The organism is Pseudalkalibacillus sp. A8, assembly GCF_045920555.1.
GTDB lineage: Bacteria > Bacillota > Bacilli > Bacillales > Fictibacillaceae > Pseudalkalibacillus.
Genome location: NZ_CP174509.1, coordinates 2,406,917 through 2,429,098 on the forward strand (window position 1 = coordinate 2,406,917; position 22,182 = coordinate 2,429,098).

General features: G+C 40.0%; 21 protein-coding genes and 1 pseudogene. 20 read left to right on the forward strand and 2 right to left on the reverse strand.

Annotated features, from left to right (window positions below; genetic code table 11):
- Positions 1 to 14: 14 nt before the first annotated feature.
- Both ACJROX_RS12485 and ACJROX_RS12490 read left to right on the forward strand, forming a co-directional pair.
- Complete coding sequence (locus ACJROX_RS12485) at positions 15 to 1,556, forward strand: arylsulfatase (RefSeq protein WP_408011073.1); 1,542 nt, start codon at positions 15 to 17, stop codon at positions 1,554 to 1,556.
- 102 nt (positions 1,557 to 1,658) lie between these two features.
- Positions 1,659 to 2,009, forward strand: a complete 351-nt coding sequence (locus ACJROX_RS12490; protein WP_408011642.1) for a JAB domain-containing protein — start codon at positions 1,659 to 1,661, stop codon at positions 2,007 to 2,009.
- A gap of 57 nt (positions 2,010 to 2,066) precedes the next feature.
- Here ACJROX_RS12490 and ACJROX_RS12495 read toward each other — a convergent pair whose 3' ends face one another.
- Positions 2,067 to 2,768: an ATP-dependent DNA ligase gene (locus tag ACJROX_RS12495; RefSeq protein ID WP_408011643.1), complete on the reverse strand. Its 702-nt coding sequence runs from the start codon at positions 2,766 to 2,768 to the stop codon at positions 2,067 to 2,069.
- Positions 2,705 to 2,923: a hypothetical protein gene (locus ACJROX_RS12500; RefSeq protein ID WP_408011074.1), complete on the reverse strand. Its 219-nt coding sequence runs from the start codon at positions 2,921 to 2,923 to the stop codon at positions 2,705 to 2,707. Before ACJROX_RS12500 ends, ACJROX_RS12495 begins: the two co-directional genes overlap by 64 nt.
- A 1,685-nt stretch (positions 2,924 to 4,608) precedes the next feature.
- On the opposite strand from ACJROX_RS12500, the gene ACJROX_RS12505 reads away from it, so the two are divergent.
- The 18 genes and pseudogenes from ACJROX_RS12505 to ACJROX_RS12590 all read left to right on the forward strand — a co-directional run.
- Positions 4,609 to 4,737 (forward strand): hypothetical protein, encoded by a 129-nt coding sequence (locus ACJROX_RS12505; protein WP_408011075.1) that lies wholly within the window; start codon positions 4,609 to 4,611, stop codon positions 4,735 to 4,737.
- Positions 4,737 to 6,473: a sensor histidine kinase gene (locus ACJROX_RS12510; RefSeq protein ID WP_408011076.1), complete on the forward strand. Its 1,737-nt coding sequence runs from the start codon at positions 4,737 to 4,739 to the stop codon at positions 6,471 to 6,473. Before ACJROX_RS12505 ends, ACJROX_RS12510 begins: the two co-directional genes overlap by 1 nt.
- A 5-nt stretch (positions 6,474 to 6,478) precedes the next feature.
- On the forward strand, positions 6,479 to 7,984 hold the full coding sequence (locus tag ACJROX_RS12515) for a helix-turn-helix domain-containing protein (protein ID WP_408011077.1): 1,506 nt from the start codon (positions 6,479 to 6,481) through the stop codon (positions 7,982 to 7,984).
- Between the two features lie 150 nt (positions 7,985 to 8,134).
- A complete protein-coding gene (locus ACJROX_RS12520) occupies positions 8,135 to 9,442 on the forward strand; it encodes an extracellular solute-binding protein (protein ID WP_408011078.1) in 1,308 nt (435 codons plus the stop codon).
- A gap of 35 nt (positions 9,443 to 9,477) precedes the next feature.
- On the forward strand, positions 9,478 to 10,365 hold the full coding sequence (locus tag ACJROX_RS12525; RefSeq protein WP_408011079.1) for a carbohydrate ABC transporter permease: 888 nt from the start codon (positions 9,478 to 9,480) through the stop codon (positions 10,363 to 10,365).
- Complete coding sequence (locus tag ACJROX_RS12530) at positions 10,365 to 11,240, forward strand: carbohydrate ABC transporter permease (protein ID WP_408011080.1); 876 nt, start codon at positions 10,365 to 10,367, stop codon at positions 11,238 to 11,240. The genes ACJROX_RS12525 and ACJROX_RS12530 overlap by 1 nt, the downstream gene beginning before the upstream one ends.
- Positions 11,241 to 11,302: 62 nt before the next feature.
- Positions 11,303 to 11,773, forward strand: coding sequence for a GNAT family N-acetyltransferase (locus tag ACJROX_RS12535; RefSeq protein WP_408011081.1), 471 nt, complete (start codon positions 11,303 to 11,305; stop codon positions 11,771 to 11,773).
- Positions 11,774 to 11,776: 3 nt separating this feature from the next.
- Positions 11,777 to 12,862, forward strand: coding sequence for a Gfo/Idh/MocA family protein (locus tag ACJROX_RS12540; protein ID WP_408011082.1), 1,086 nt, complete (start codon positions 11,777 to 11,779; stop codon positions 12,860 to 12,862).
- Positions 12,859 to 13,725 carry a sugar phosphate isomerase/epimerase family protein gene (locus tag ACJROX_RS12545; RefSeq protein WP_408011083.1) on the forward strand — a complete coding sequence of 289 codons (867 nt, stop codon included), beginning with the start codon at positions 12,859 to 12,861 and terminating at the stop codon, positions 13,723 to 13,725. The genes ACJROX_RS12540 and ACJROX_RS12545 overlap by 4 nt, the downstream gene beginning before the upstream one ends.
- The gene (locus ACJROX_RS12550; RefSeq protein WP_408011084.1) at positions 13,718 to 14,581 is read left to right on the forward strand and encodes a sugar phosphate isomerase/epimerase family protein; all 864 of its coding nucleotides are present in this window, start codon (positions 13,718 to 13,720) and stop codon (positions 14,579 to 14,581) included. The genes ACJROX_RS12545 and ACJROX_RS12550 overlap by 8 nt, the downstream gene beginning before the upstream one ends.
- 36 nt (positions 14,582 to 14,617) lie before the next feature.
- Positions 14,618 to 15,181 carry a YesL family protein gene (locus ACJROX_RS12555; RefSeq protein ID WP_408011085.1) on the forward strand — a complete coding sequence of 188 codons (564 nt, stop codon included), beginning with the start codon at positions 14,618 to 14,620 and terminating at the stop codon, positions 15,179 to 15,181.
- Between the two features lie 559 nt (positions 15,182 to 15,740).
- Entirely contained in the window at positions 15,741 to 16,844 is a 1,104-nt protein-coding gene (locus ACJROX_RS12560; protein WP_408011086.1) for an amidohydrolase/deacetylase family metallohydrolase, read from the forward strand.
- Entirely contained in the window at positions 16,822 to 17,928 is a 1,107-nt protein-coding gene (locus ACJROX_RS12565; RefSeq protein WP_408011087.1) for a DgaE family pyridoxal phosphate-dependent ammonia lyase, read from the forward strand. Before ACJROX_RS12560 ends, ACJROX_RS12565 begins: the two co-directional genes overlap by 23 nt.
- On the forward strand, positions 17,925 to 18,680 hold the full coding sequence (gene dagF / locus ACJROX_RS12570; RefSeq protein ID WP_408011088.1) for a 2-dehydro-3-deoxy-phosphogluconate aldolase: 756 nt from the start codon (positions 17,925 to 17,927) through the stop codon (positions 18,678 to 18,680). The genes ACJROX_RS12565 and dagF overlap by 4 nt, the downstream gene beginning before the upstream one ends.
- Positions 18,673 to 19,686: a sugar kinase gene (locus ACJROX_RS12575; protein WP_408011089.1), complete on the forward strand. Its 1,014-nt coding sequence runs from the start codon at positions 18,673 to 18,675 to the stop codon at positions 19,684 to 19,686. Before dagF ends, ACJROX_RS12575 begins: the two co-directional genes overlap by 8 nt.
- Before the next feature lie 16 nt (positions 19,687 to 19,702).
- Entirely contained in the window at positions 19,703 to 20,425 is a 723-nt protein-coding gene (locus ACJROX_RS12580; protein WP_408011090.1) for a GntR family transcriptional regulator, read from the forward strand.
- Between the two features lie 47 nt (positions 20,426 to 20,472).
- Complete coding sequence (locus ACJROX_RS12585) at positions 20,473 to 21,798, forward strand: gluconate:H+ symporter (protein ID WP_408011091.1); 1,326 nt, start codon at positions 20,473 to 20,475, stop codon at positions 21,796 to 21,798.
- A gap of 110 nt (positions 21,799 to 21,908) precedes the next feature.
- Positions 21,909 to 22,125 (forward strand): annotated as a pseudogene (locus tag ACJROX_RS12590) (recombinase family protein); the annotation flags it as partial.
- Positions 22,126 to 22,182: the final 57 nt, after the last annotated feature.

Genomic DNA, 22,182 nt, shown 5'->3' on the forward strand with positions numbered 1-22,182 from the left:
GAGGGGAATATATCGTGAACTATAAACCTAATATTATTTTAATTTTGGCGGATGATTTAGGCTTCTCCGATCTTGGTTCATTCGGGAGTGAGATCAATACTCCGAACCTGGATCAGCTTGCAAAAGAAGGCTTGCGTTTTACCCAGTTTTATAATTCGGCCCGTTGCTGTCCGAGCAGAGCTTCCTTGCTAAGTGGACTCTATCCACATCAGGCCGGGGTTGGAGAAATGACAGAGGATCTGGAAACACCTGGTTATCGCGGATACTTAAAAAATCATTGTGTAACACTAGCAGAAGTTGTAAAAGAGGCTGGGTATCATACGTATTTATCAGGAAAATGGCATGTAGGTGAAATTGGTCCAATAGAACGTGGATTTGATGATTTCTATGGCTTGCTAGGTGGGTTTACCAGCTTCTGGGATGAGCGAGATTATACCCGCTTACCTGAAGGTCGGCCAGAGCGAAGTTATTCGGACGGTGAATTTTATGCTACCGATGCAATTACTGATCATGCATTGGATTTTATCGAAGACTCACGGCAGGACGAGCGGCCGTACTTTCTTTATCTGTCGTATAATGCGCCCCATTTTCCATTACAGGCACCAAAAAAGGAAATTGCTAAATACGAAAAGGTATACGAAAAAGGATGGGACAGAATTCGGGAAGAAAGGCTGGAACAGATGAAGGAACTGGATATTGTTCCGGAAGATATGCTCCTGACACCACGTTCAGAATACTGGAATAGGGACAGAAATATCCAAGGCGTTAATCCCGCCTGGGACTCCATTGATCCGGACCGGCAAAAGGATCTAGTAAAGAGAATGGCTATTTATGCCGCAATGATAGATCGTATGGATCAGAATATTGGCAGAGTGATTGACGATTTACGAGAAAAAAGTGAGCTGGAAAACACGTTAATTCTATTTTGTTCAGATAATGGTGCCTGTGCGGAGTGGGATCCATGGGGATTTGATGACTGGATTACAACCTCTAATTTTCTGCACCGAAAAGAGGATTTAGAATGGATGGGAGGCCCTGATTCCTATCATAGCTATGGTTCTGGCTGGGCAAATGCATGCAGTACACCACTCAGACTGTATAAGCATTACGGGCATGAAGGTGGGATTAGTACTCCTTTGATCGTTCATTGGCCTGAAAAAGTGGTGCGTAAGGGAGAAATTGATCATCGACCAGGGCATTTTATAGACTTTATGGCAACATTTGTGGAGATTACTGGCACTTCCTATCCGGAAAACTATAACGGATATCGCATCCTGCCAATGGAAGGGGAAAGTATGTTACCTGCCTTTCAAGGAAATGAAGCTGAAGAACGTATCTTTTGCTTTGAACATGAACAGCATTGTGGTGTGCGCCGAGGGAAATGGAAGCTCTCAAAAATAAAAGAAATGGATTGGGAACTGTATGATATGGAAAATGATCGGACAGAATTGCATAACCTGAAGGATATATACCCAGAACTTGTTGAGGAAATGAAGCAAACTTGGGAAGCTTGGGCCCAGCGAACAAATGTATATCCTCGCAGGAAATCGAATTGAATTCTATATTCAAATAGCCGGCAAGCACGCTGTCGGCTATTTTTTAAATCGGGAGAGATCCACTCCAATTCGTTGAATCAAGGGCTGTCACTCGAAACGGTTATTGTAAGGCGAAGCCCATTGACATTTCTACGGTTATCGGATGTGTTCTTTGTCATGTGTCTCAATACCAAAAATAAAGTTATTGCCGTTCATCGGTGCCATGTAGGCTCAATTAATGCAAGTATTGTGCATCCTAGAGAAGTATTCAAAAGTGCAATCCTGAATAACAGCGCAGCGATCATACTATGTCACCAGCATCCTTCTCAAGATACGAACCCGTCCAGAGAAGATATTGAGGTAACAAAAAGACTTGTAGAAGCTGGACGGATGATGGGGATAGAGGTTTTGGATCATCTCGTCGTCAATGCTAACGCTGGGTATACAAGTTTGAAAGAAAAAGGATATGTATAATAACTTGGAAGGAGCTAGCCTCCTTCCTTTTTTAAACTTTACCAATGAATGGATTTTTCAATTATGAGCTTCTTTTAAGTTATAGAATAAATTTACAGGAGTCCTTAGTAACCCCTTTTTGGTCCAATTTCGGAATTTTACCTTCGCAGGGATGCCCGGGTCCAGGTAAACCTTTTGTTGATCCTCATGGGTAATCAGTGATTTGGAAACTTGATAAAACGCCTTACGCTCATCAGGAGAAGCTCCATATTCAATTACACCGACTGATTTCATTCGATGGTCGTCCTCAATCGATGCTATCCAGCCGGTTTGATCTTTTTTATATCCTGTTATAAAGACATCAGTGTACTGCCAATTGATAATCTTTAACCATTGGTTGGACCGGATCGGTTGGTAGACACTGTTTTTATATTTAGCGACCATTCCTTCAAGGTTCGCTTTTTTTATTGCTTCAAAGTAAGATACGCCGTCTTCCTCAATAAACCTGATTTTGGAGAAGGCTTGGTTATCCTTTATAACTTCATCCAGAATAGCTTTTCGTTCCATCAAGGGGAGTTTTCGAAGATCTTCACCCTTATAAAATAAGATATCAAATGCTACGAAGATAACTGGTTGTACTATAGCTCTTTGTGTGATTTTTTGTTTGTTTTTTGTCAGGAAACGTTCCATAACGCCTTCAAAGTCTACCTGTTTTGTTAGTGGATTAAAGCAAACGACCTCTCCGTCAAGGAGATATCTTCTATGATAGGGACATTCAATAGTTCAGGTAATCGGTCTGTTACAATGTTATTGTGGCGTGTATATAAAGTAGGTGTTCCGTCGATTTGACTGAAGATACCTCGAAAACCATCCAATTTCATTTCAAAGATGTAATCCGAATCATTAAACGTATTTTTAGTTGTTTGTAGAAGCACATGAGTCTCACCTAAGCCAAGTTTAGCAAAGGACTCATAAAAGATGTTAGTGAATTGCTATTGGTAATTTTAGGGGAGATTTGTATAAAAACTTGGATCTTTCAACATAAATCTTAGATTCTAATTTCGTTTTTGTGTTCGGATCCACTTGAAGAGTGTATCTTCTTTTCCCTTCAAAGAAGAGGATAATATCTCACATGTTGAATACAAGTGAACGGAACCGCAATATTCACATTCTTCACACGCATGGGCTATGTAATGAATTTCCCAACTTTTCTCTTTCCTAATCTGGAATAAACAAGTGGTGTTATTAACAACACAAATAATAGATAAATGATAAGGTTTCCCATCAAAATTATGCTCCACACGTAACGACTCCCATTCAAGGTTTGAGAACTGCAAATTTAATTCACCTTACAGTTATGGATATTGTAGTCTAATTATAGGAACAAACGTTCGATAAATACAAACGAAAACTGGATCAAAAAGGTTTTTTATGGTTTGCAGAAAAGGGCCAGATCGTTGTGCGAAACGTTTCTAATTTAAATTGAGGATGGGACACATTACTCAGATAAAGGTTAGACAATTCCTTTCGGAATTGAAGGATTATATCGAAGAGTCAAATAATAGAGTAACGTCTTGAAGGGCTCTCTCTGCGTCGAATAGCACTGGATTTAATAATGATAGTGTTATAAGCTCGGCAAAAAGGCGTAAGAATTTACCGTATCAGCTCGGCTGACGAAAGCCTACCCGCGGGGGTGGTGTAAATCATGATGCTTGAGTTGAATGAATATGGTGAGAATGCAAAAGAACCTAAAATAAAAGGTTAAGCTGACGAACTTCTGAATGTACGGGTCTAGACTGGCAATACACAGAAATGTGTATATCACCTAATGTGAGGTTACAGTGGATGAGTAAGAATAACAATTATGAAAATCCATGATATGTTACAGGTATATGAACGGCTAACAGGCTTACAGGAAGCACCTAAGTTCATTCTATAATAGACATAATTCAACGTTGTAAGCTGATAACGTGGAGGGCTTACTCCCTATGAAGCGTTGGTAAGGAAAGCAATAGTGAGATTAGCTATTGTATAACTTATTTTTGTATCAGTGAAAGTGGTGGCACGTTTTCGGCCCCCAGAAACCTGGAAATTCCTACAATAAGGTAATTTTTGGGGTTCATTTTTATATATTTATGTTTAAAAACTTGTAATTTTCGTATGTTCTCTTTCCGCTGTTATTTAGAGGACATTGTTGATTCGGCCGTATTCCTCAAATCAGTACATCACAAGTGAACCACAAAACATTAATGATTCACTAACTTTATAGATTTTTACACCGAATCTATCATATACCACGAAAGCTATTTTTTCTTGATAATGGGGTTACTGTCCTTTCAAATCGGAATTTGTCATTATAAAATGTAAATATGTCACTATCTGTTATGATTGATTACTATTTAGCTTATTGGAAAAAGGAAGTCCAAAAAAATAGTAGGTGAGTATAGCCAACTGATATGGAGTTTTCAAAGCGTGTTATAGGTTTTACATTATTAAAAAAAACAATTTATTAGGCCGCTTTGTATGGCGGAATACAGAAAGTCTCTAAGAGAAAATTCATTTAAAACCAGCCTGATTAAGAAAAAGAAGGTTGGAGGATCACAAAAGGGGAGTGTTAAAAGTGAGAATGGTTGTATTTGGGGTTGCTTCTAGGATACTGAAGCTTACATTATTAGAAAATGGGATGATTGCTTCTTTTGCTGATGTGAAGCAGCTGATGCAGTCTGATACGACAATGGTTGCTCGGTAATGAAACGGTGGTTTCGTCGTTCACTGCAAAATCAACTAACGGTGTTCATACTGCTTGCAGTGCTGTTGCCGATTTGTTTACTTGGTCTGTTTTCTTATTTAACCGCGGTTCATCTATCAAAGGAGCGTGCTACGATTTCCGGTAATAGTTCGCTACAGCAGCTTGAAACTCAATTGGAATTTATTATTAATGATGTGGAAAATATGTCAGTCTTCTTGATTGGTAATGAAGATGTACAGCAATATTTACAGATGAATCAGGATACGATCCAGCAACGTCGTGCTATTTATGGCTTTATATCAAATTTAGCACTATCCAAACCATATATCGCTAATGTTTTAATTGAGCCGATCAATGATAACCCGACTATTTCGATCGTTCCGTCCTTGGCATCTATTAGAGAGTCTATGGGCTATTATAAGGCTGGTAAATGGTGGTCATCACACCATGACCACCAGACGTCACTTGGAACGCAAGAAATGATCACATTGTCGCGACCGATTCGCAGTACAGATGGCTACAATTTAATTGGTCACTTGTCTATTAGTTTGGATCAGCAAGTTATTGAGGAGCATTTGGAATCGATCAATTTTGAGTGGAATGGGTTTGTGTTGCTGATGTATAAGGGGAATGTGTTGGCAGGACAGTCCGAGAAACTCGGAGGTGCACGGGAGTTAAAGAGCATTTATTCACTGGTTGATAGAGGTACCGCAGGACATGCGTTTACGTATCAAAAGGATGGAGAAAAAAAGACGGTATTATCTACCACACTGTCAGATGTTGGTTGGAAGCTGATCGGCATTATTCCATTTCAAGAGTATAGTGCGAATAACCGCTACTTTTTGTGGTTAACGATAATGGCAGTGGTTATTGCTGGCCTCCTTGTTTCAGGACTTGTCTTATTTTTTGTTCGCAAAGTGATTGGTCCGCTTTCGTCATTAACAACAGTGATTCGCAGGTCGAATCCAGGTGATGGTGTTGAACAGTTGGTTCCACATTCGCATGATGAGGTCGGTCAGCTGATTGTAAACTATAATCATTTGAATGAGCGTATTCGATTGTTAATGGCACGCATCAAGAAAAATGAATCTATTAAGCGAGAGGTTGATTTACAGGCATTGCAAGCACAAATCAATCCACATTTCTTATATAATACACTCGCATCGGTTCATTGGATGGCGCTTGCTGCACGAGAGAAGAATATTTCGGAAATGGTCTCATCTCTTAGCAGCTTTTTACGATTTAGTTTAAATAAAGGTAATGAATGGTGTACGGTGGAACAGGAACTTGCCCATCTATCACATTACATGCACATTCAGAAGATCCGTTACCCCAATTCATTCCAATTAGACGTTCGTCTTCCGGATGATGTAAAGCAGATGTATATACTAAAGCTTGTGTTTCAACCACTTATTGAAAACAGTATTATTCACGGACTATTTCCAAATAGTGTGGATGACGGTGTCATTGAAGTCATAGGTGAGTGGGACCAAACGTATCTTCATGTTACAGTTAAAGATAATGGTGTCGGTATGTCAGAGGAAAAGGTACAACAGCTGCATAAGCAATTTGAATATGATGCAAATAGCGAGGTAGTTGTTGGTAAAGGCTACGGGCTTAGGAATGTGAATCTTCGTCTTCTATTACATTATGGCCCGTCTGCGGGGATGTGCATAACGAGTCGTTTAAACGTTGGTACGTCTGTACAGTTTTCGATTCCATTAGAGAGGAGGTAATTCTAATGAAAGTATTGATCGTTGATGATGAGATTATCATTCGAGAAGGGATGCGAAAGGTGGTTCCTTGGAGTGAGAACGGGTTCGAATTGCTAGAGACGGCATCATCAGCAGAAGAGGCGATAAAACGCATCAGTGAGGAAATGCCGGATATTCTTCTAACGGATATTCGAATGAAGGGGAAAAGTGGGCTCGACTTAGCAGCATATGTATACGACTGTAAGCTTGCGATCGAAGTGATTGTATTAACCGGATATGATGAATTTGCCTATGCTCAGGAGGCGCTACGTCAAGGTGTCTGTGACTATTTGTTAAAAACAAGTGCTCCTGATGATATTTTACGAGCGGTGCAGAAAGCAAAAGACAGGCTTGAGCATACGAAGGAGCATGTGCAGTGGAAGCAGGGAGAACGTGAGCGTATGATATCAGCGCTCATGAAGCGATTGTTGCACAAAATCGCTGATCCTGGAGATGTCAATCGGCTATGTGAACTCATACCGGAGCTTAACAAGGCACCGATTCAATTATTACTAATCGATCAACTGTTACAGCCAAGTCAGCTGGCATACTACGAGAAACTTTGGAAGACCTATGTTTTTGGTAAATGGGTCCCATACAACGAGAAAACCGTCATTATTGTTCAAAGAGATACCCGTTTAGAGGATGATTACCTATTACGTATGGCTACCAAGAAAATCACGCAACTGTTACACCAGCCTGTTTTTGCCGGAACGGTAGTGTCATCTTTAACAGAACTTTCATCATCTTTTGAGCAAGCAACTTCACTTATTTTATACAAATGGCTGTTGCCAGATCGTACATTGATCGGTGCAGAAGATATCAAGTCACGCGTAGGCATCCCACATATAGAACGACTACCGGATCATGAGGAAGAGCTGTTTAATTATATGAAGATTGGTAACCATGAGGATTTGAAGCGTTGGCTGATAGATCTTATTGGTTGGTTGTTTGCGCATCCTCAGGCGACACCAGGATCTATCCATCTATATGTACAAACCCTATTTATCGCAACGATTCGCTTCGTCAACCGGGTAGCACTTTCGAGTGGACAAGAGGCGTGTAACTATAAATCACTGCCCTCTGCTGCTGAATGGTTTCCGTCACCGGAACAAACACTCCCTCCCTTATTTTTACAGGTAATGGATGATTATCAAAAGCAAGCGAATCGTCAAAATAGTTACGTACAAACAGCCATTTATTATATCGAACAGAAGATTGGTGAATCACTAACTTTGTATAAAGTCGCTAACCACGTCCACATACACCCCAACTATTTAAGCAATATGATCCGTAAAGAAACCGGAAAATCATATGTTGAACTCCTCACAGAGCTTCGGATGAAAAAAGCAGAAGAACTACTCCTTCACTCTGATGCCAAAGTAAAGGACATTTCGAAATTAGTAGGGTATGCAGACTGGAAATATTTTACCAACCAGTTTAAAAAGCATACGGGTATGACACCATCTAAATACCGTCATCAGTACAAATAGGATGCTCAAGAAAAGGAGCCTCCTTTTTTAATACTCTAAAAAGTTCTAATATTCTAGTATTTTCTACCCTACGTCTGTGATTTGACCCCTTTAGCGAATGAAAACGTTAACATATAATGGGTCTATATTTGAAAAGGGGGGCTTATTTAAATGAGGAAATGGTTTGTAAGTGTCGTTCTTCTGTTATTACTTATGTTAGCTGCATGCAACGGTGAAGAAAGTGGTGGTTCAGTTGATACAAAAGATGGGATTACAATTTCGATTTGGCATAACTTTGCAGGCGATGATCTTCGTGCAAAAACGATTCGTGGAATGATTGAACAATTTCAGAAAGAACATCCGGAAATTCAAGTCGATGTACAAGCTATTCCGGTTGATGGCTACCGCCAGCGAATCAGTACGGTAGCGGCAGCTGATGAGCTTCCAGATATTTTCTTGACGTATACTGGAAGCTTTACGGATGAGTTTTATGAAGGTGATTTGATTCAGCCGATTACTCCACTGTTAGAGAAACATCCAGAATGGCGTGATTCATTTTTACCTGGTGGGCTTGAGGCGTTCGAGTATGGTGATGGCGAGATTTATTCAGCTCCAGTTGCGATGTCTGCTACTTCATTTTTGTACTACAATAAACAGTTGTTTGAAGAGAATAATCTAAAAGTTCCTAAAACATGGAATGAATTGATGCAGGTGATGGATGCGTTTAATGAAAAGGGGATTACTCCGATTGCGATTGGTAACAAGGCGCCATGGGTTGCTCAGTCAACTACATTTGGTGCGATTGCGGATCGTGTTACAGGTACGGAATGGTTTATGGATGCTATTGCGCAAGATGGAGCGTCTTTTACGGATCCCATTTTTATTGAAGCATTAGGATATTTTAAACAGTTAGTGGATGCAAATGCTTACCAGGATGGAGCAAACGCGATTGACAATACACAAGCAGAGCAGTATTTTGCTCAAGGAAATGCGGCGATGATGATTAATGGATCATGGACAATCAGTAGCTTAGCGGCTTCTGTATCGGAAGAAACTTTGCAAAATATAGGGGTATCTGTTGTTCCTGCCATTCCAGAAGGTGAAGGTCGGGCTAACACGATTACGGGCGGACCAGGTGGTGGCTTCTTACTTAACAGTAAAACAAAAGGTGAGGAGAAAGAGGCGGCTCTTGAACTCATTTATGCGTTAAGTAATGCGGAGGCGCAAAAAGCGATTGCGGAAAGTAGTTCCATGGTAATGTATGACGTGGAAATTAATCCAGAAAAAGTGAGTCCGCTATTTTATAATGCGTTTAAATTAGTACGTGAGGTTGAGTATGCACCAGTGTACGATTTGCATTTGTCAGCGGCAGCTGGTGAAGCGATCAATACCGGGCTGCAACAAATCATGTTAGGTGGAGATGAGAAAGCCGTAGCAAAAAAGTTACAGCAGGCACAGGCTCGAGCGGTTGATGAATAAAGTAAGTATGTCATAAGCAAAAGGGGGAGAAGAACATGCAGTCAGTACTAAAGGTAAAGGGCATGCTTGCAGTCACACTGCTTCCAGCCCTTTTGCTTTATACCTTTTTCGTTATTATTCCGATTTTTTGGTCTGCCTATTATGGATTCTTTAAGTGGTCTGGTGTTGGTGAACCATTATTTATTGGGTGGGCAAATTATTTAGAAGTGATTAAGGATCCGATCTTTTGGCGGGCGTTGAAAAATAACTTAATTATTGTTGGTGCCTCGGTGTTTGGTCAGGTGCCAATTGCACTAGGTCTTGCCCTTATGCTTCGCAAAAGCTCGTTGTTTCAACGGTTTGTACGTTCCGCTATCTTTTTACCAATGGTTATTTCTACCGTTGTGGTTGGTCTGATTTGGGGATATATTTATCATCCGCAATTTGGCATTATCAATACGCTGCTGACAGCGGTTGGCTTAGAATCGTGGACACGCCCATGGTTAGCGGATCCAAGCATTAATATGTATGCAGTGTCAATACCTATTATATGGAATTACATAGGTCCGTATCTCATTATCTTTATTGCTGCACTTCAGAATATACCGTCGGAATTAGATGATGCGGCCAAGATTGACGGCGCTTCAGGATTCAAAAAGCTCATTCATATAACATTGCCGATGATGTGGGTGACAATTATGGTCGCTGTTGTATTGTGTATTTCTGGAAGTTTGAAGGCCTTTGACCAAGTATTTGTCATGACGGGCGGCGGTCCAGCACAATCAACGGAACTGTTGGCTACCTATATGTACAATAATACGTTTATGGTCTATCGCTATGGATATGGTTCTGCTGTGTCAACTATGATTATTATTGTAAGCTTAATTTTAATTGTTATTAGTCAGCTGTTAATGAGGAGAAAACAGGAAGGAAGGGGCGTATGATGGAGCAAAAATTAGTACTCGAAAAGCAAGCACCTTCTGTGACATTTCAAATCAAACAGGTTGTGTTTCGTATACTGAAAAATGGTTTTTTAATTGTGTTTTCTTTATCAATGATTTATCCGCTGTATTGGCTGATGATTAGTGCGTTTAAAACAAATGAAGAGTTTTTCAATCATCCTTATTCTCTTCCAGAGGAGTGGACGTTCGATAATATTGTTCGTGCATGGCAGATTGCTGAAATGGGACGGGCGATGATGAACTCAGCCATCGTAACCGTTGCAGCTACGGTATTAACCGTGTTTCTCGGTGCGCTTACAGCATATGCATTGTCGCGATTTAAATTTCGTTTAAAAGGATTTTTGATGGTTTTCTTTTTACTCGGAATGCTGATTCCGATTCATAGTACACTCGTGCCACTTTTTACGTTAATGAATGAGGTTGGGCTGCTGAATACGTACTGGGCCCTTATTTTACCATATACCGCTTTTGAACTTCCCATTGCGATCTTTTTAACAGTCGCTTATATGTCGTCGATTCCGAAAGAGATTGAGGAAGCGGCTGTAATGGATGGATCAGGCTATTGGGGCATTTTTTTCCGGATAATTCTTCCGTTGTCTGTTCCGGCTTTGTCAACGGTGGCGATCCTGGCATTCTTACGATACTGGAATGAGTTCGTGTTTGCGCTTGTATTTATTAACGATTCGTCGTTAAAAACGTTACCGCTTAGTTTAGCTGTCTTTTCTAACGGATTTAGCACGGATTATGGATTAACGATGGCAGCAATGGCGATTGCCGTTATACCAACAATCTTGATGTATGTATTCTTCCAAGAGCAAATTATGAAAGGAATGGTAGCAGGATCAGTAAAAGGTTAGGAAGGTGTATGAAACAGTGTTAATCAACTGATTCTAATATCATAAGAGGAGGCGGTGAACCAATGGGAGATTTGCTAGTACCGCTGTATCGAATACCACAGCTAGAGTCAACCACACACCAGCCATGGACGATTCGGAAACCAATACCCCCTGAGAAGCATATCGTGGTCGCATGGGTGAGAGAGCATTTTTCGGAAAAATGGGCTAGTGAATGTGATGTCGCATGTACACAAACACCGGCTTCATGCCTCATTGCTGTTGAAGATGGCAAGCTAATAGGATTTGCTTGTTATAATGTCACCTCCCGTAATTTTTTTGGACCAACGGGAGTAGACAAAGCGGAACGTGGTAAAGGGATTGGACATGCGCTCCTAGTAGAAAGCTTGAATGAAATGAAGCATATGGGTTATGCGTATGCCATTATTGGAGGTGCCGGACCGGTGTCTTTTTACAAACAGACAGTTGGAGCGATGGACATCCCAGGATCCGAAAAAGGTGTGTACAAAGGAATGCTTGAAATAAAGGAGGAGTAGAAAATGAAACGTATTCGCGTAGGAATTATTGGAACAGGTTCGATTTCGCATGAGCATCTTGACGCTTATAGGAAGCAGTCAGATGCAGAAATTTTCGCGATTTGTGATCAACAAAAAGCGCGTGCGGAGCAGGTAGCTTCCCAATACAGTGTCCCGCACGTATTTGATAACTATGAAGAGATGTTAGAACTAGAGGACTTAAATGCCGTAAGCATCTGCACGTGGAATTATACACATGCAGATATTGCGATTGCTGCACTGCAGGCTGGAAAGCACGTATTAATAGAAAAGCCAATTGCTATTCGTGTAGAAGAGGCAGAGCGAATTCAAGAGGCTGCTAGAGAGGCGGGTACTGTCGTACAGGTAGGCGTTGTACGCCGCTTTGATCCGAATACACAAATGATGAAGCAATTTACTGATGGCGGAATGTTTGGTGAGTTCTACTACGCCAAAACCTCTTTCTTACGCCGAGCTGGTAATCCAGGAGGCTGGTTTGCAGATAAACAGAAGTCCGGTGGAGGCCCGCTGATTGATATCGGTATACATGTCATTGATTTATGTTGGTATTTAATGGGCAAGCCGAAGCCGATATCCATTAGTGCTAACACATACTATGAGCTAGGAAACCGATCGAACATTCAACATGTATCTTTTTATAAAGCAGCTGATTACGATCCAAATCAGAATAATGTCGAAGATTTAGCGAACGCAATCATTCGCTTTGAAAATGGTGCATCCCTAATGGTAGACGTGAGCTACACACTGCATGCATCCAAAGACGAGACAACAGTAAAGCTTTACGGTACAAAAGGTGGGCTAGAAATCGAGCCTGAGCTTAAAATGATGACCGAAAAGCACAATACAATGCTCAACGTCTTTCCGCAAACCGATTCACCAACATTAGATGTAAAACAAGCATTCACAAGAGAAATTGATCACTTTATTCAGTGCTGCCAAACAGGAGAGACACCGATTAGCTCACTGGACGATGGTGTTGAAATGATGAGAATACTGAATGGAATTTATGAATCGGCTGGAAAACGCCAAGAAATTACGTTTCAAAATCGAAAAAGGGAGTCTATCGTATGAAAATTGGTGTCAGCACCTACAGCTTATTACATGCGCTCCAGTCGAACGAAATAGCCGTCGAGGGGATGTTTCAATGGATCAAACAAATAGGAGCCACGCACGTAGAAATCGTACCACACGGCTTAGCGGTCACTTTAGATACCGCACCCATCATTCGTGAACAGGCGAACCAGGCAGGATTAGAAATTTCCAACTATGCAATCAGCGCTAACTTTGCAGTAGAGGATGAAAAGCAATACAGAGATGAAATTAAGAGAGTGAAAAATGAGGTCGATGTGGCAGCGGCACTTGGTGTTACACTTATGAGGCATGATGCAGCCACACGAGCGAACGCTACAATTACGACGTTTATTAATGAGCTTGATCAACTTGCCGTTGCATGCAAAGAAATTACCGAATATGCGTCATCCTACGGTATTGTGACATCTATTGAAAATCATGGATTCTATTTACAAGGTAGTGACCGAATCATCGCCTTGTTGGATCGAGTCGATCATCCTAATTTTCGCTTAACCCTAGACGTTGGCAATTTCGTTTGTACGGATGAGGACCCAGCAATTGCAGTGAAAAAGTGTTTGCCGTATGTTTCAATGGTACATATCAAAGACTTTTACATACGCGAAGCAAACCATCTGCTTCAGGGCGATTGGATTCAAACCGCAGGGGGTAAAAAAATAAGGGGCTCCATTATCGGACAAGGTGACCTGCCAATCAACGACATCCTGCATACCATTATAGAAAGTAGTTACGATGGCTTCTTGTCAATTGAATTTGAAGGAATCGAACCTTGTTTGTATGGTACGGAAAAAGGCTTCCAATATGTACAGAAAATAATAAACAAGGAGGGAAGGACGTATGCATAATCCAATAGGTGTTATTGCAGACGGTTTTCAACAAGGACTATGGGACGGTCTGCGTTTAGCTGGAGACCTAAATGTACAAGGGGTACAACTGTATGCTGTCTCTGGAGAAATGAATCCAAAAACGATCACCACTGACACAAAAAAGCGGTTGAAAGAAGAGCTGCAAGCCAATCGCTTAACCATTTCCGCACTATGCGGGGACTTAGGCGGCCACGGATTTCAAGATCGAAGTGTGAACGCTGAAAAGATTGATACGTCCAAACGTATATTAGAGCTTGCTGTTGAGCTTGGTGCACCAATCGTTACGACGCATATCGGCATTATCCCAGAAGAAGAAAATCACGTATACCAGACAATGCTAGAAGCATGCGAAGAGCTTGGAGTATTTGCCTCATCGTTAGATGCGTACTTTGCAGTAGAAACTGGGCCTGAACCTGTTGATCGGCTCAAATCGTTTCTCGACCAGCTGTCAACAAACGGTGTATCTGTCAACTTCGACCCAGCCAACATGGTGATGGTTACAGGCGATGATCCTGTACAGGGTGTCTATACGCTAAAGGATTATATCGTTCACACACACGTCAAAGACGGGAAAAAGCTCGGCTTTGTTGATCCACGGAATGTTTACGGTAAACTCGGATACGAGCCGATGAGCCACGCCGCTATTGCAGAAATGGTCGAAAATGGCACAGGGTTCAGAGAAACACCGCTCGGAAAAGGCTCTGTTCCATTTGATAAATACTTTCAAGCACTCCAAGATATTGGCTACGACGGTTACCTAATTGTTGAACGCGAAGCGGGCACAAATGCCCTCGGAAATATTAAGCAAGCAGTACAGTTCTTACAAGACCGTTAAACCGAACAGCACATCTAACAACGTGGTGGTGATCCTATGAATACCGTGTTAACCCAATATGCCAACCTTCTTCAAAAAATATATTGGTATGCATATGTACAAATACTATGGATACTCTTTACTCTGGCAGGATTAGTCATCTTTGGTTTATTTCCAGCAACATACGCACTCCTAAAAGTTACAAAACAACAGACTGACACATCAGCGACTGCGATCTTTCACGTTTTTCGCCAAGCATATCGTAACGCCTTCTTTCCTATTAATAAAGCATCGATCATATGGATCACCATGCTCATTCTCATGAGCTCCAACTTACTGATTCTTCCAGGCGCGCAGCCAATACTAAAGCTTGTCGTCATAAGCACGATATGCTTTTTACTGCTCTGTATCGTACACTTCTTCCACTTTTTTCAGACAGACAAATCGACGATGGCGCAAATCAAACGATCATTTGCACACGCCTGCCTACATCCAAAACAAAACGTAGGCTATGCCTGCATCTTTCTCTTGCTGGGAGCAGCCTTATGGTTCATCCCCGGTATTACATGCTTCTTCGGTGTAAGTATTACAGCGAAAGCAATCACATACATCGCGCAATAATCTTAACCTGACAGAGGGTACTTACACATATTGAAACTATTAGTCTAAAAAGGTTTTTAATTGGTATGAAGAGCAAACTTTTGCTTATGGAAGTATTTTCATCCTGAAACTAGATAAACAAGTACCCAAGCACGTCCTAAAGAATGCGCTTGGGTTTTTCGTGTCCCTCAATGATGCCGCCAGTAATGTATACATCTAGCCTGTTTACCATTTGGTAATATAAAGCCTTATCTTGCAATTCCTCATAATTTTTAGCTTATTAACAGATAACGTATTCATAGCTTCAATCTAATTCGATAAATGAATTAGGAGAGACTTTTCTATGTTCCTTCCTCCGAGGTTTGTATATCTATTTGTTCTGATTCATTGTTTTTTCTTTTTCTTAAAAGATCAAAATACTTAAAATAAGTCCTCAACTAATCCAGTTTGAAGTAAATTTAAACATTATAACGTTATATTGACCTGAATAATAAAAAGTGTTAATCTGTTTTTGAAAAGAGAAAATAATAAACGTAAACAAAACAATCAAGCGTTTACATTAATTAAGGTGATGATAAAAATGACATCTAGATTCGTTTTACGGAATGTAGAAACGACAGATGGAAATGGTGCAGACATTGTAGTTGAAAACAGGAAAATTGTAGACATTGCTCCGCCAGGAACCGGAGATGGAGAAAAAATATTGGATTTTAAAAACAAAGTTTACATTTCCAGCGGATGGATTGATATGCATGTACACGCTTTTCCGGAATTCGATCCGTACGGAGATGATATTGATGAGATTGGTTATAAAACAGGTGTAACAACCATTATTGATGCTGGAAGTACCGGGGCTGATCGAATTCATGACTTGGGTAGCAATTCGAAAAAATCCAAAACAAATGTGCTCGCCTTCTTGAATATTTCACGAATTGGCTTAAAGCAAATCGATGAACTATCCGATCTTACTTGGTTAAATAAAGAGGAATTAATAAAGTCTGTAACAGCAAATAAGGAATTTATTGTTGGACTTAAAGCTAGGATAAGCAAAAGCGTTGTTGGACCCAACGGTGTAGAACCTTTACAAATAGCTCGCAGGTTTTCGAAGGATAGTGATTTACCGCTCATGGTCCATATTGGATCGGGTCCGCCAGATATTAATGAAATCCTTGATTTATTAGTGAAAAATGATGTTATTACCCATTACTTAAATGGGAAAGCAAACAATTTATTCGAAGAATCTGGAAAACCTCTTCCTAGGCTTATTAAGGCAATTGAACGAGGGGTTCATTTGGATGTTGGCCATGGAAATGCAAGTTTCTCTTTTCGAACAGCAGAGCATGCAAAAGAACATAATATTCACTTTAATACGATTAGTACAGATATCTATCGGAAAAATCGGCTCCATGGACCGGTCTATAGCATGGCTAACGTCTTAACAAAGTTTTTATATTTGGGTTATCCCCTTAAAGAGGTTATTGATGCTGTTACAGTAAACGCTGCAAAGTGGTTAAAAAGACCAGCCCTTGGGAGAATTTTGGCAGGAGATGTTGCAAACCTCACATTATTTTCAGTTGAAAATGAATCGATTACATTAATTGATTCTGAAGGTGAAGAACGAAAAGCAGATCAAAGAATTGTTGTAAGAGGAGTGGTTATAAATGGAGAATACATTGAATGCTAAATATGGTTTGAAAAGGGTTATTAATGCAAGTGGAAGGATGAGTATTTTAGGCGTTTCGGCTCCCACGAATACGGTAATGGAAGCAATGAAAATCGGCGGACAAAATTATGTTGAAATTTCAGATTTAGTAGATAAAGCAGGAGAGCATATTGCAGGTCTGCTTCAATCTGAAGCAGCCGTTGTCGTAAACTCTGCGTCAAGTGGTATAGCTCTTTCTGTAGCGGCGATTGTTACGGAAGGAAACCGCCGGAAGAGTGAAAGACTCCACCAAGAAACGATTCAAAAAAATGAGATCATCATGTTAAAAGGCCAAAATGTACAATATGGTGCACCGGTCGAAACGATGGTTTTTCTAGGCGGCGGGAATCTAGTTGAAGTTGGTTACGCCAATGAAGGGAAAGCAGAGCATATCGCTGATGCGATAAATGAGAATACGGCTGCGATTTTATTTGTAAAATCTCATCATGCTGTACAAAAAAATATGATTTCGGTTGAAGAAGCCTGGAAGGTTGCACAAGCAAATCATATTCCGCTAATCGTTGATGCTGCAGCTGAAGAAGATTTGAAGAAATACGTTCAAGTTTCCGATTTAGCTATTTATAGCGGTTCTAAAGCCATTGAAGGGCCGACATCTGGAATTGTTGCCGGAAAGCAAAAATATATAGAACGGTTGAAAGTTCAGCTGCATTGTATTGGAAGAAGTATGAAGGTTGGGAAGGAAACCACCTTTGGCCTGTTGCAGGCATTGGATGAATATTTTGTCAAAAAGGACAATAGTGAAAAGGAAAAAGCCAGTCTTGAAGCTCTTAAATCACTAGATTCAATAGATGGTGTAAAAGTAACGATTGTACAAGATGAAGCGGGACGAGCCATTTTTAGAGCACGGATTCATATCGACCCTTCTGTTACCAAAACAACAGCGAAAAAAGTAAATGACAAGTTAAGAAATGGAGAAATTGCTATTTATACGCGGGATTACGGAATTCGCCAAGGCTTTTTTGATATTGATCCTCGGCCGTTGCAGGGTGATGACATCTATGTAATCGAAGCGAAATTAAAAGCAATTTTGGGAGGAGAAGAATGATGAACATTGAAAAACATTTTTATCAAAATCGAGTAGCCTTAAATGTTTTGGCTAATAGTATTGAAAATGCAAAGGAAGTTTTTGAAGCAGCAGAAGGACATGTTTTATTGGGTGTGCTTTCAAAGGATTATCCTTCTGTAGAAGCTGCTGTTACGGCCATGAAAGAATATGGAGCAGCAATAGATGATGCAGTTTCAATCGGATTAGGTGCTGGCGATAACAAGCAGGCTGCTGTTGTAGCAGAAATTGCTAAATATTATCCTGGAAGCCATATTAATCAAGTTTTTCCTGCTGTAGGGGCTACACGGGCAAATCTAGGAGAAAAAAAGAGCTGGATTAATTCTCTGGTTTCGCCGACTGATAAAGTGGGTTATGTAAATATTTCTACTGGCCCAATAAGTGCTGGAACCAAGGAAACCGCCATCGTACCAATAAAAGCCGCAATTGCGCTCGTTCGTGATATGGGGGGGAATGCATTGAAATACTTCCCGATGAAAGGATTAAAACATGAAGACGAATTTCGCGCAGTAGCAAAAGCGTGTGGTGAGGAAGGATTTGCTTTAGAACCAACCGGCGGCATTGATTTGGATAACTTTGGAACGATTCTAGAAATTGCATTAGATGCAAACGTGTCTAAAATTATTCCTCATGTGTATTCGTCTATTATTAATAAGAAGACTGGAAAAACTAATGAGGAAGATGTAAGAAAATTATTAGCAATTACAAAAGAACTGGTTGCTCAATATGTCTAAAAAAATCGTCGCATTTGGAGAAGTGATGATGCGTATGCAGGTACCAGGTTATGAACTGCTGACACAAGCGAACACATTAGAATACTCTTTTTCAGGCACGGGAGTAAATGTAGCTTCTGCAATGACAAAGCTTGGCTATGATGGATATCTTGTTACAAAATTACCGAATAACCCATTGGGAGATGCAGCAATTTCCTTTTTACACCGTTTAGGAATTGGGAGAGATTTCATTTCCAGAGGCGGTAAATATGTTGGTATGTATTTTTTAGAAAATGGATTTGGACAGCGTGCCAGCCGTGTTACTTATACGAATCGTTTGGAAAGTAGCTTTAATAAAGCTTCATTATCTGATTATGACATGGATTTGATTGCTGAAAATGCCGATATCATTCACTTTTGCGGTATTACGCTTGCCATGACAGATCAAGTTCGTGAGAATATAAAAATACTCGCCAATAAGGTTAAAGAAAAAGGCGGCCTCGTCTGTTTTGATTGTAATTACCGCCCATCCTTATGGGATGATGGATACACTCAAGCAAAACCACATTATGAAGATATGCTTGCTTTAGCCGATGTCGTATTGATGAATGAAAAAGATGCGATGTTTATTTTAGGAATGGAGACCGATAAAAAATCAAAAGAAGAACAACTGAAGAATCTTATTCCAAAGGTGGCAAAGAGGTTTGACATTCAAACGATAGCAGGAACCCATCGAGCGATTAACAACGATAATACTCATTCACTAAGAGGTTATATGTATAAAAACGGAACATTTGTTTTTTCCAAGAACAGTTCTTTTTCTGTATTAGATAGAATTGGTGCTGGCGATGCTTATACCAGCGGAATTTTACACGGTGAATTGGCTGGTTTTCCTTCTGAGAAAACAGTCCAGTTTGCAGCAGCAGCTGGTATGCTCGCATGTACGATTGTCGGGGATACCCCCATGTCAACAGAAACAGAAATCCTGTCGGCCATGGTAGGAACGATTGAAGATATAAAAAGATAAAGGCAGGAGATAGGGAATGAAAGTGAATAGAAGAAAAGGGCTATTGTATTTACAAATTAAAGAAATATTGAAAGATCGTATTTTACATGGTGTATACGCAATTAACAAAAACATTCCCTCCGAGCCTCAATTAGAAGAAGAATTTAATGTGAGCAAAATAACTGTTCGAAATGCGATTAAAGAACTTGTTCAAGAAGGATATCTTGAAAAAAGAAGCGGTAAGGGAACGAAGGTAATTGCAAATGTTACCAATGCAAAGCTTTCAAAAGGAAAGCGTTTTACAGAGATATTGGTAGAGGAAGGCCATCATATTACAAAAAAAGTACTAAGTATTAAGCAGGTTGAAATATCTTCGGAATCCGCTCTTCTTTCTATATTTGGGGATCATTGCATTCAAATTGATCGGATTTACTTATTGGACAATGAACCATATATTTACTTCACTCACTATATTCTACTGGACTTAAGTAAAGAAGAGTTAAAAGATGTTCAGATTAATTCTTTGTATCGCCTTTTGGAGGACCATAATGTTCGTCTTGAATCATTTCGAGATGAGTTCGCTGTATCCATTGCACCTGCTCATATTTGTAAAACATTAAAGCTCGAAAAGGACACAGCATTATTAAAAAGAATAAGACGTTCCAGCGATGGAGATGGGAATGTATTGGAATATAGTGAAGGCTACTATCACACAGAAAAACAAAATTATATTGTTACGTATAATGATTCGATACAGTAGCTAACTTTACGCAAAATGGAAGCGTTTACCCAGAGGAGAGGAAATTGATGGATTTATATTTACTAGGCATTACAGTAGTTGCAATCATCATTGTTATATTAGGAGTTTCGTGGAGGAAATGGCATGCATTCATAAGTTTAACAGTAGCAAGTTTATTTCTAGCGGTTTTTGCAGGGCTGCCAATGGACAAAATTGCCCACGCTTATGAAACAGGTGTCGGGGCTGTTCTCGGACATCTTGTTGGTATATTAGCTCTTGGTACCATCTTAGGAAAGATGATGTCTGATTCAGGAGCTGGAATGCAAGTAGCTGATTTCTTTATTAAAAGATTCAGTTTAAAGAAACTTCCTTGGGCTATGCTCTTATCAGGATTTATTATTGGGATTCCGGTATTTTTTGAAGTTGGTTTAGTGATCTTACTTCCCTTAGTTATTTCTATCCGAAAATCAACGAACCAAAATATTTTATTAATAGGTATTCCTGTTCTTGCCGGATTATCTATTGTACACGGTTTAGTCCCGCCACATCCAGGGGCGATGACAGCGATTAGTATTTATAATGCTAACATGGGACATGTTCTTCTTTATTCATTAATCATTGCTTTTCCAACAGCATTAATTGCTGGACCAATTTTTGCAAAATGGATTCATAAACGTGTAGTTCCTGTGGGAGAACCTGAACTAATTCGAGTAGAAACAAAGTCAAATCAATTGCCAAGTACTGGGGTCTCATTTTTTATAATCTTGTTGCCAGTACTATTAATGGTTCTAGCTATCGTAGCGCCATATGTTTCATTACCTGGATTCATTGAACAGTTCTTCTTATTAATTGGAAGCCCTGTCATTGCTCTATTAATCTCGTGTTTCGCTGCTTACTTCTTCCTGGGTTACCGCCAAGGAATGAATAAAAACCTATTGAAAAAATTAACAGACGAGTGTTTATTACCACTTTCTTCAATTATCCTTATCATCGGTGCCGGCGGAGGCTTTAAGCAAATTCTAATTGACAGTGGTGTTGGTAATGCCATTGCCACTATGGCTGAACAAATATCCTTATCACCAATTGTTCTTGCCTTCTTAGTAGCTGGACTGATCCGAATTGCAACTGGTTCCGCAACTGTTGCATTAACAACCGCTGCCGGAATCGTATCGCCAGTCGTGGCACATATGTCAGGAGTTAATTTAGAATTACTTGTTATTGCAACAGGTGCCGGATCTCTAATGTTTTCTCATGTAAATGACGCAGGTTTCTGGTTAGTAAAAGAATATTTAGGTTTAACTGTAAAAGAAACGTTCAAAACATGGACAGTGATGGAAACGATCCTATCGTTTGTCGCATTTGCATTTACCTTAATATTAGATGTATTTATCTAAAAAAATATATAACTATTATTCTATGACTGGTGTCCAAAGTATTATTGAGTACACCACTTTTTTAGGTGAAAAACAAAAAAGGCTTTCCTTGAAATTAAATAATCTCAGTGGAAGGGCTGATTACGAAAGTCATATGTTTAGATCCTTACAGACTTTCGCGTAAGTTGATGAATCAATTGATCATTACAGATGAAATTAAAAAACGTTGTGTTGCGTTTTCGTCAATAGGGAGTATACAAAGACCCCTGAAGGCAACCTTATCTATAGTATGCGGGGAGCTATCCTGAATTTGAAAAAGCAAAAACCACCATACTATCCACCACTGGTTCAAGAATAAAGGATAATTGTTCGAATGAGTTATTGCCGATCTCACAACAAAATAAA

What these genes read in the sequence shown, in the direction of transcription:
- ACJROX_RS12510 (WP_408011076.1), top strand. Translation starts at nt 4,737, where the DNA reads ATGAAACGGTGGTTTCGTCGTTCACTGCAAAATCAACTAACGGTGTTC.
- ACJROX_RS12515 (WP_408011077.1), top strand. Translation starts at nt 6,479, where the DNA reads ATGAAAGTATTGATCGTTGATGATGAGATTATCATTCGAGAAGGGATG.
- ACJROX_RS12520 (WP_408011078.1), top strand. Translation starts at nt 8,135, where the DNA reads ATGAGGAAATGGTTTGTAAGTGTCGTTCTTCTGTTATTACTTATGTTA.
- ACJROX_RS12525 (WP_408011079.1), top strand. Translation starts at nt 9,478, where the DNA reads ATGCAGTCAGTACTAAAGGTAAAGGGCATGCTTGCAGTCACACTGCTT.
- ACJROX_RS12530 (WP_408011080.1), top strand. Translation starts at nt 10,365, where the DNA reads ATGGAGCAAAAATTAGTACTCGAAAAGCAAGCACCTTCTGTGACATTT.
- ACJROX_RS12535 (WP_408011081.1), top strand. Translation starts at nt 11,303, where the DNA reads ATGGGAGATTTGCTAGTACCGCTGTATCGAATACCACAGCTAGAGTCA.
- ACJROX_RS12540 (WP_408011082.1), top strand. Translation starts at nt 11,777, where the DNA reads ATGAAACGTATTCGCGTAGGAATTATTGGAACAGGTTCGATTTCGCAT.
- ACJROX_RS12545 (WP_408011083.1), top strand. Translation starts at nt 12,859, where the DNA reads ATGAAAATTGGTGTCAGCACCTACAGCTTATTACATGCGCTCCAGTCG.
- ACJROX_RS12550 (WP_408011084.1), top strand. Translation starts at nt 13,718, where the DNA reads ATGCATAATCCAATAGGTGTTATTGCAGACGGTTTTCAACAAGGACTA.
- ACJROX_RS12555 (WP_408011085.1), top strand. Translation starts at nt 14,618, where the DNA reads ATGAATACCGTGTTAACCCAATATGCCAACCTTCTTCAAAAAATATAT.
- ACJROX_RS12560 (WP_408011086.1), top strand. Translation starts at nt 15,741, where the DNA reads ATGACATCTAGATTCGTTTTACGGAATGTAGAAACGACAGATGGAAAT.
- ACJROX_RS12565 (WP_408011087.1), top strand. Translation starts at nt 16,822, where the DNA reads ATGGAGAATACATTGAATGCTAAATATGGTTTGAAAAGGGTTATTAAT.
- dagF (WP_408011088.1), top strand. Translation starts at nt 17,925, where the DNA reads ATGATGAACATTGAAAAACATTTTTATCAAAATCGAGTAGCCTTAAAT.
- ACJROX_RS12575 (WP_408011089.1), top strand. Translation starts at nt 18,673, where the DNA reads ATGTCTAAAAAAATCGTCGCATTTGGAGAAGTGATGATGCGTATGCAG.
- ACJROX_RS12580 (WP_408011090.1), top strand. Translation starts at nt 19,703, where the DNA reads ATGAAAGTGAATAGAAGAAAAGGGCTATTGTATTTACAAATTAAAGAA.
- ACJROX_RS12585 (WP_408011091.1), top strand. Translation starts at nt 20,473, where the DNA reads ATGGATTTATATTTACTAGGCATTACAGTAGTTGCAATCATCATTGTT.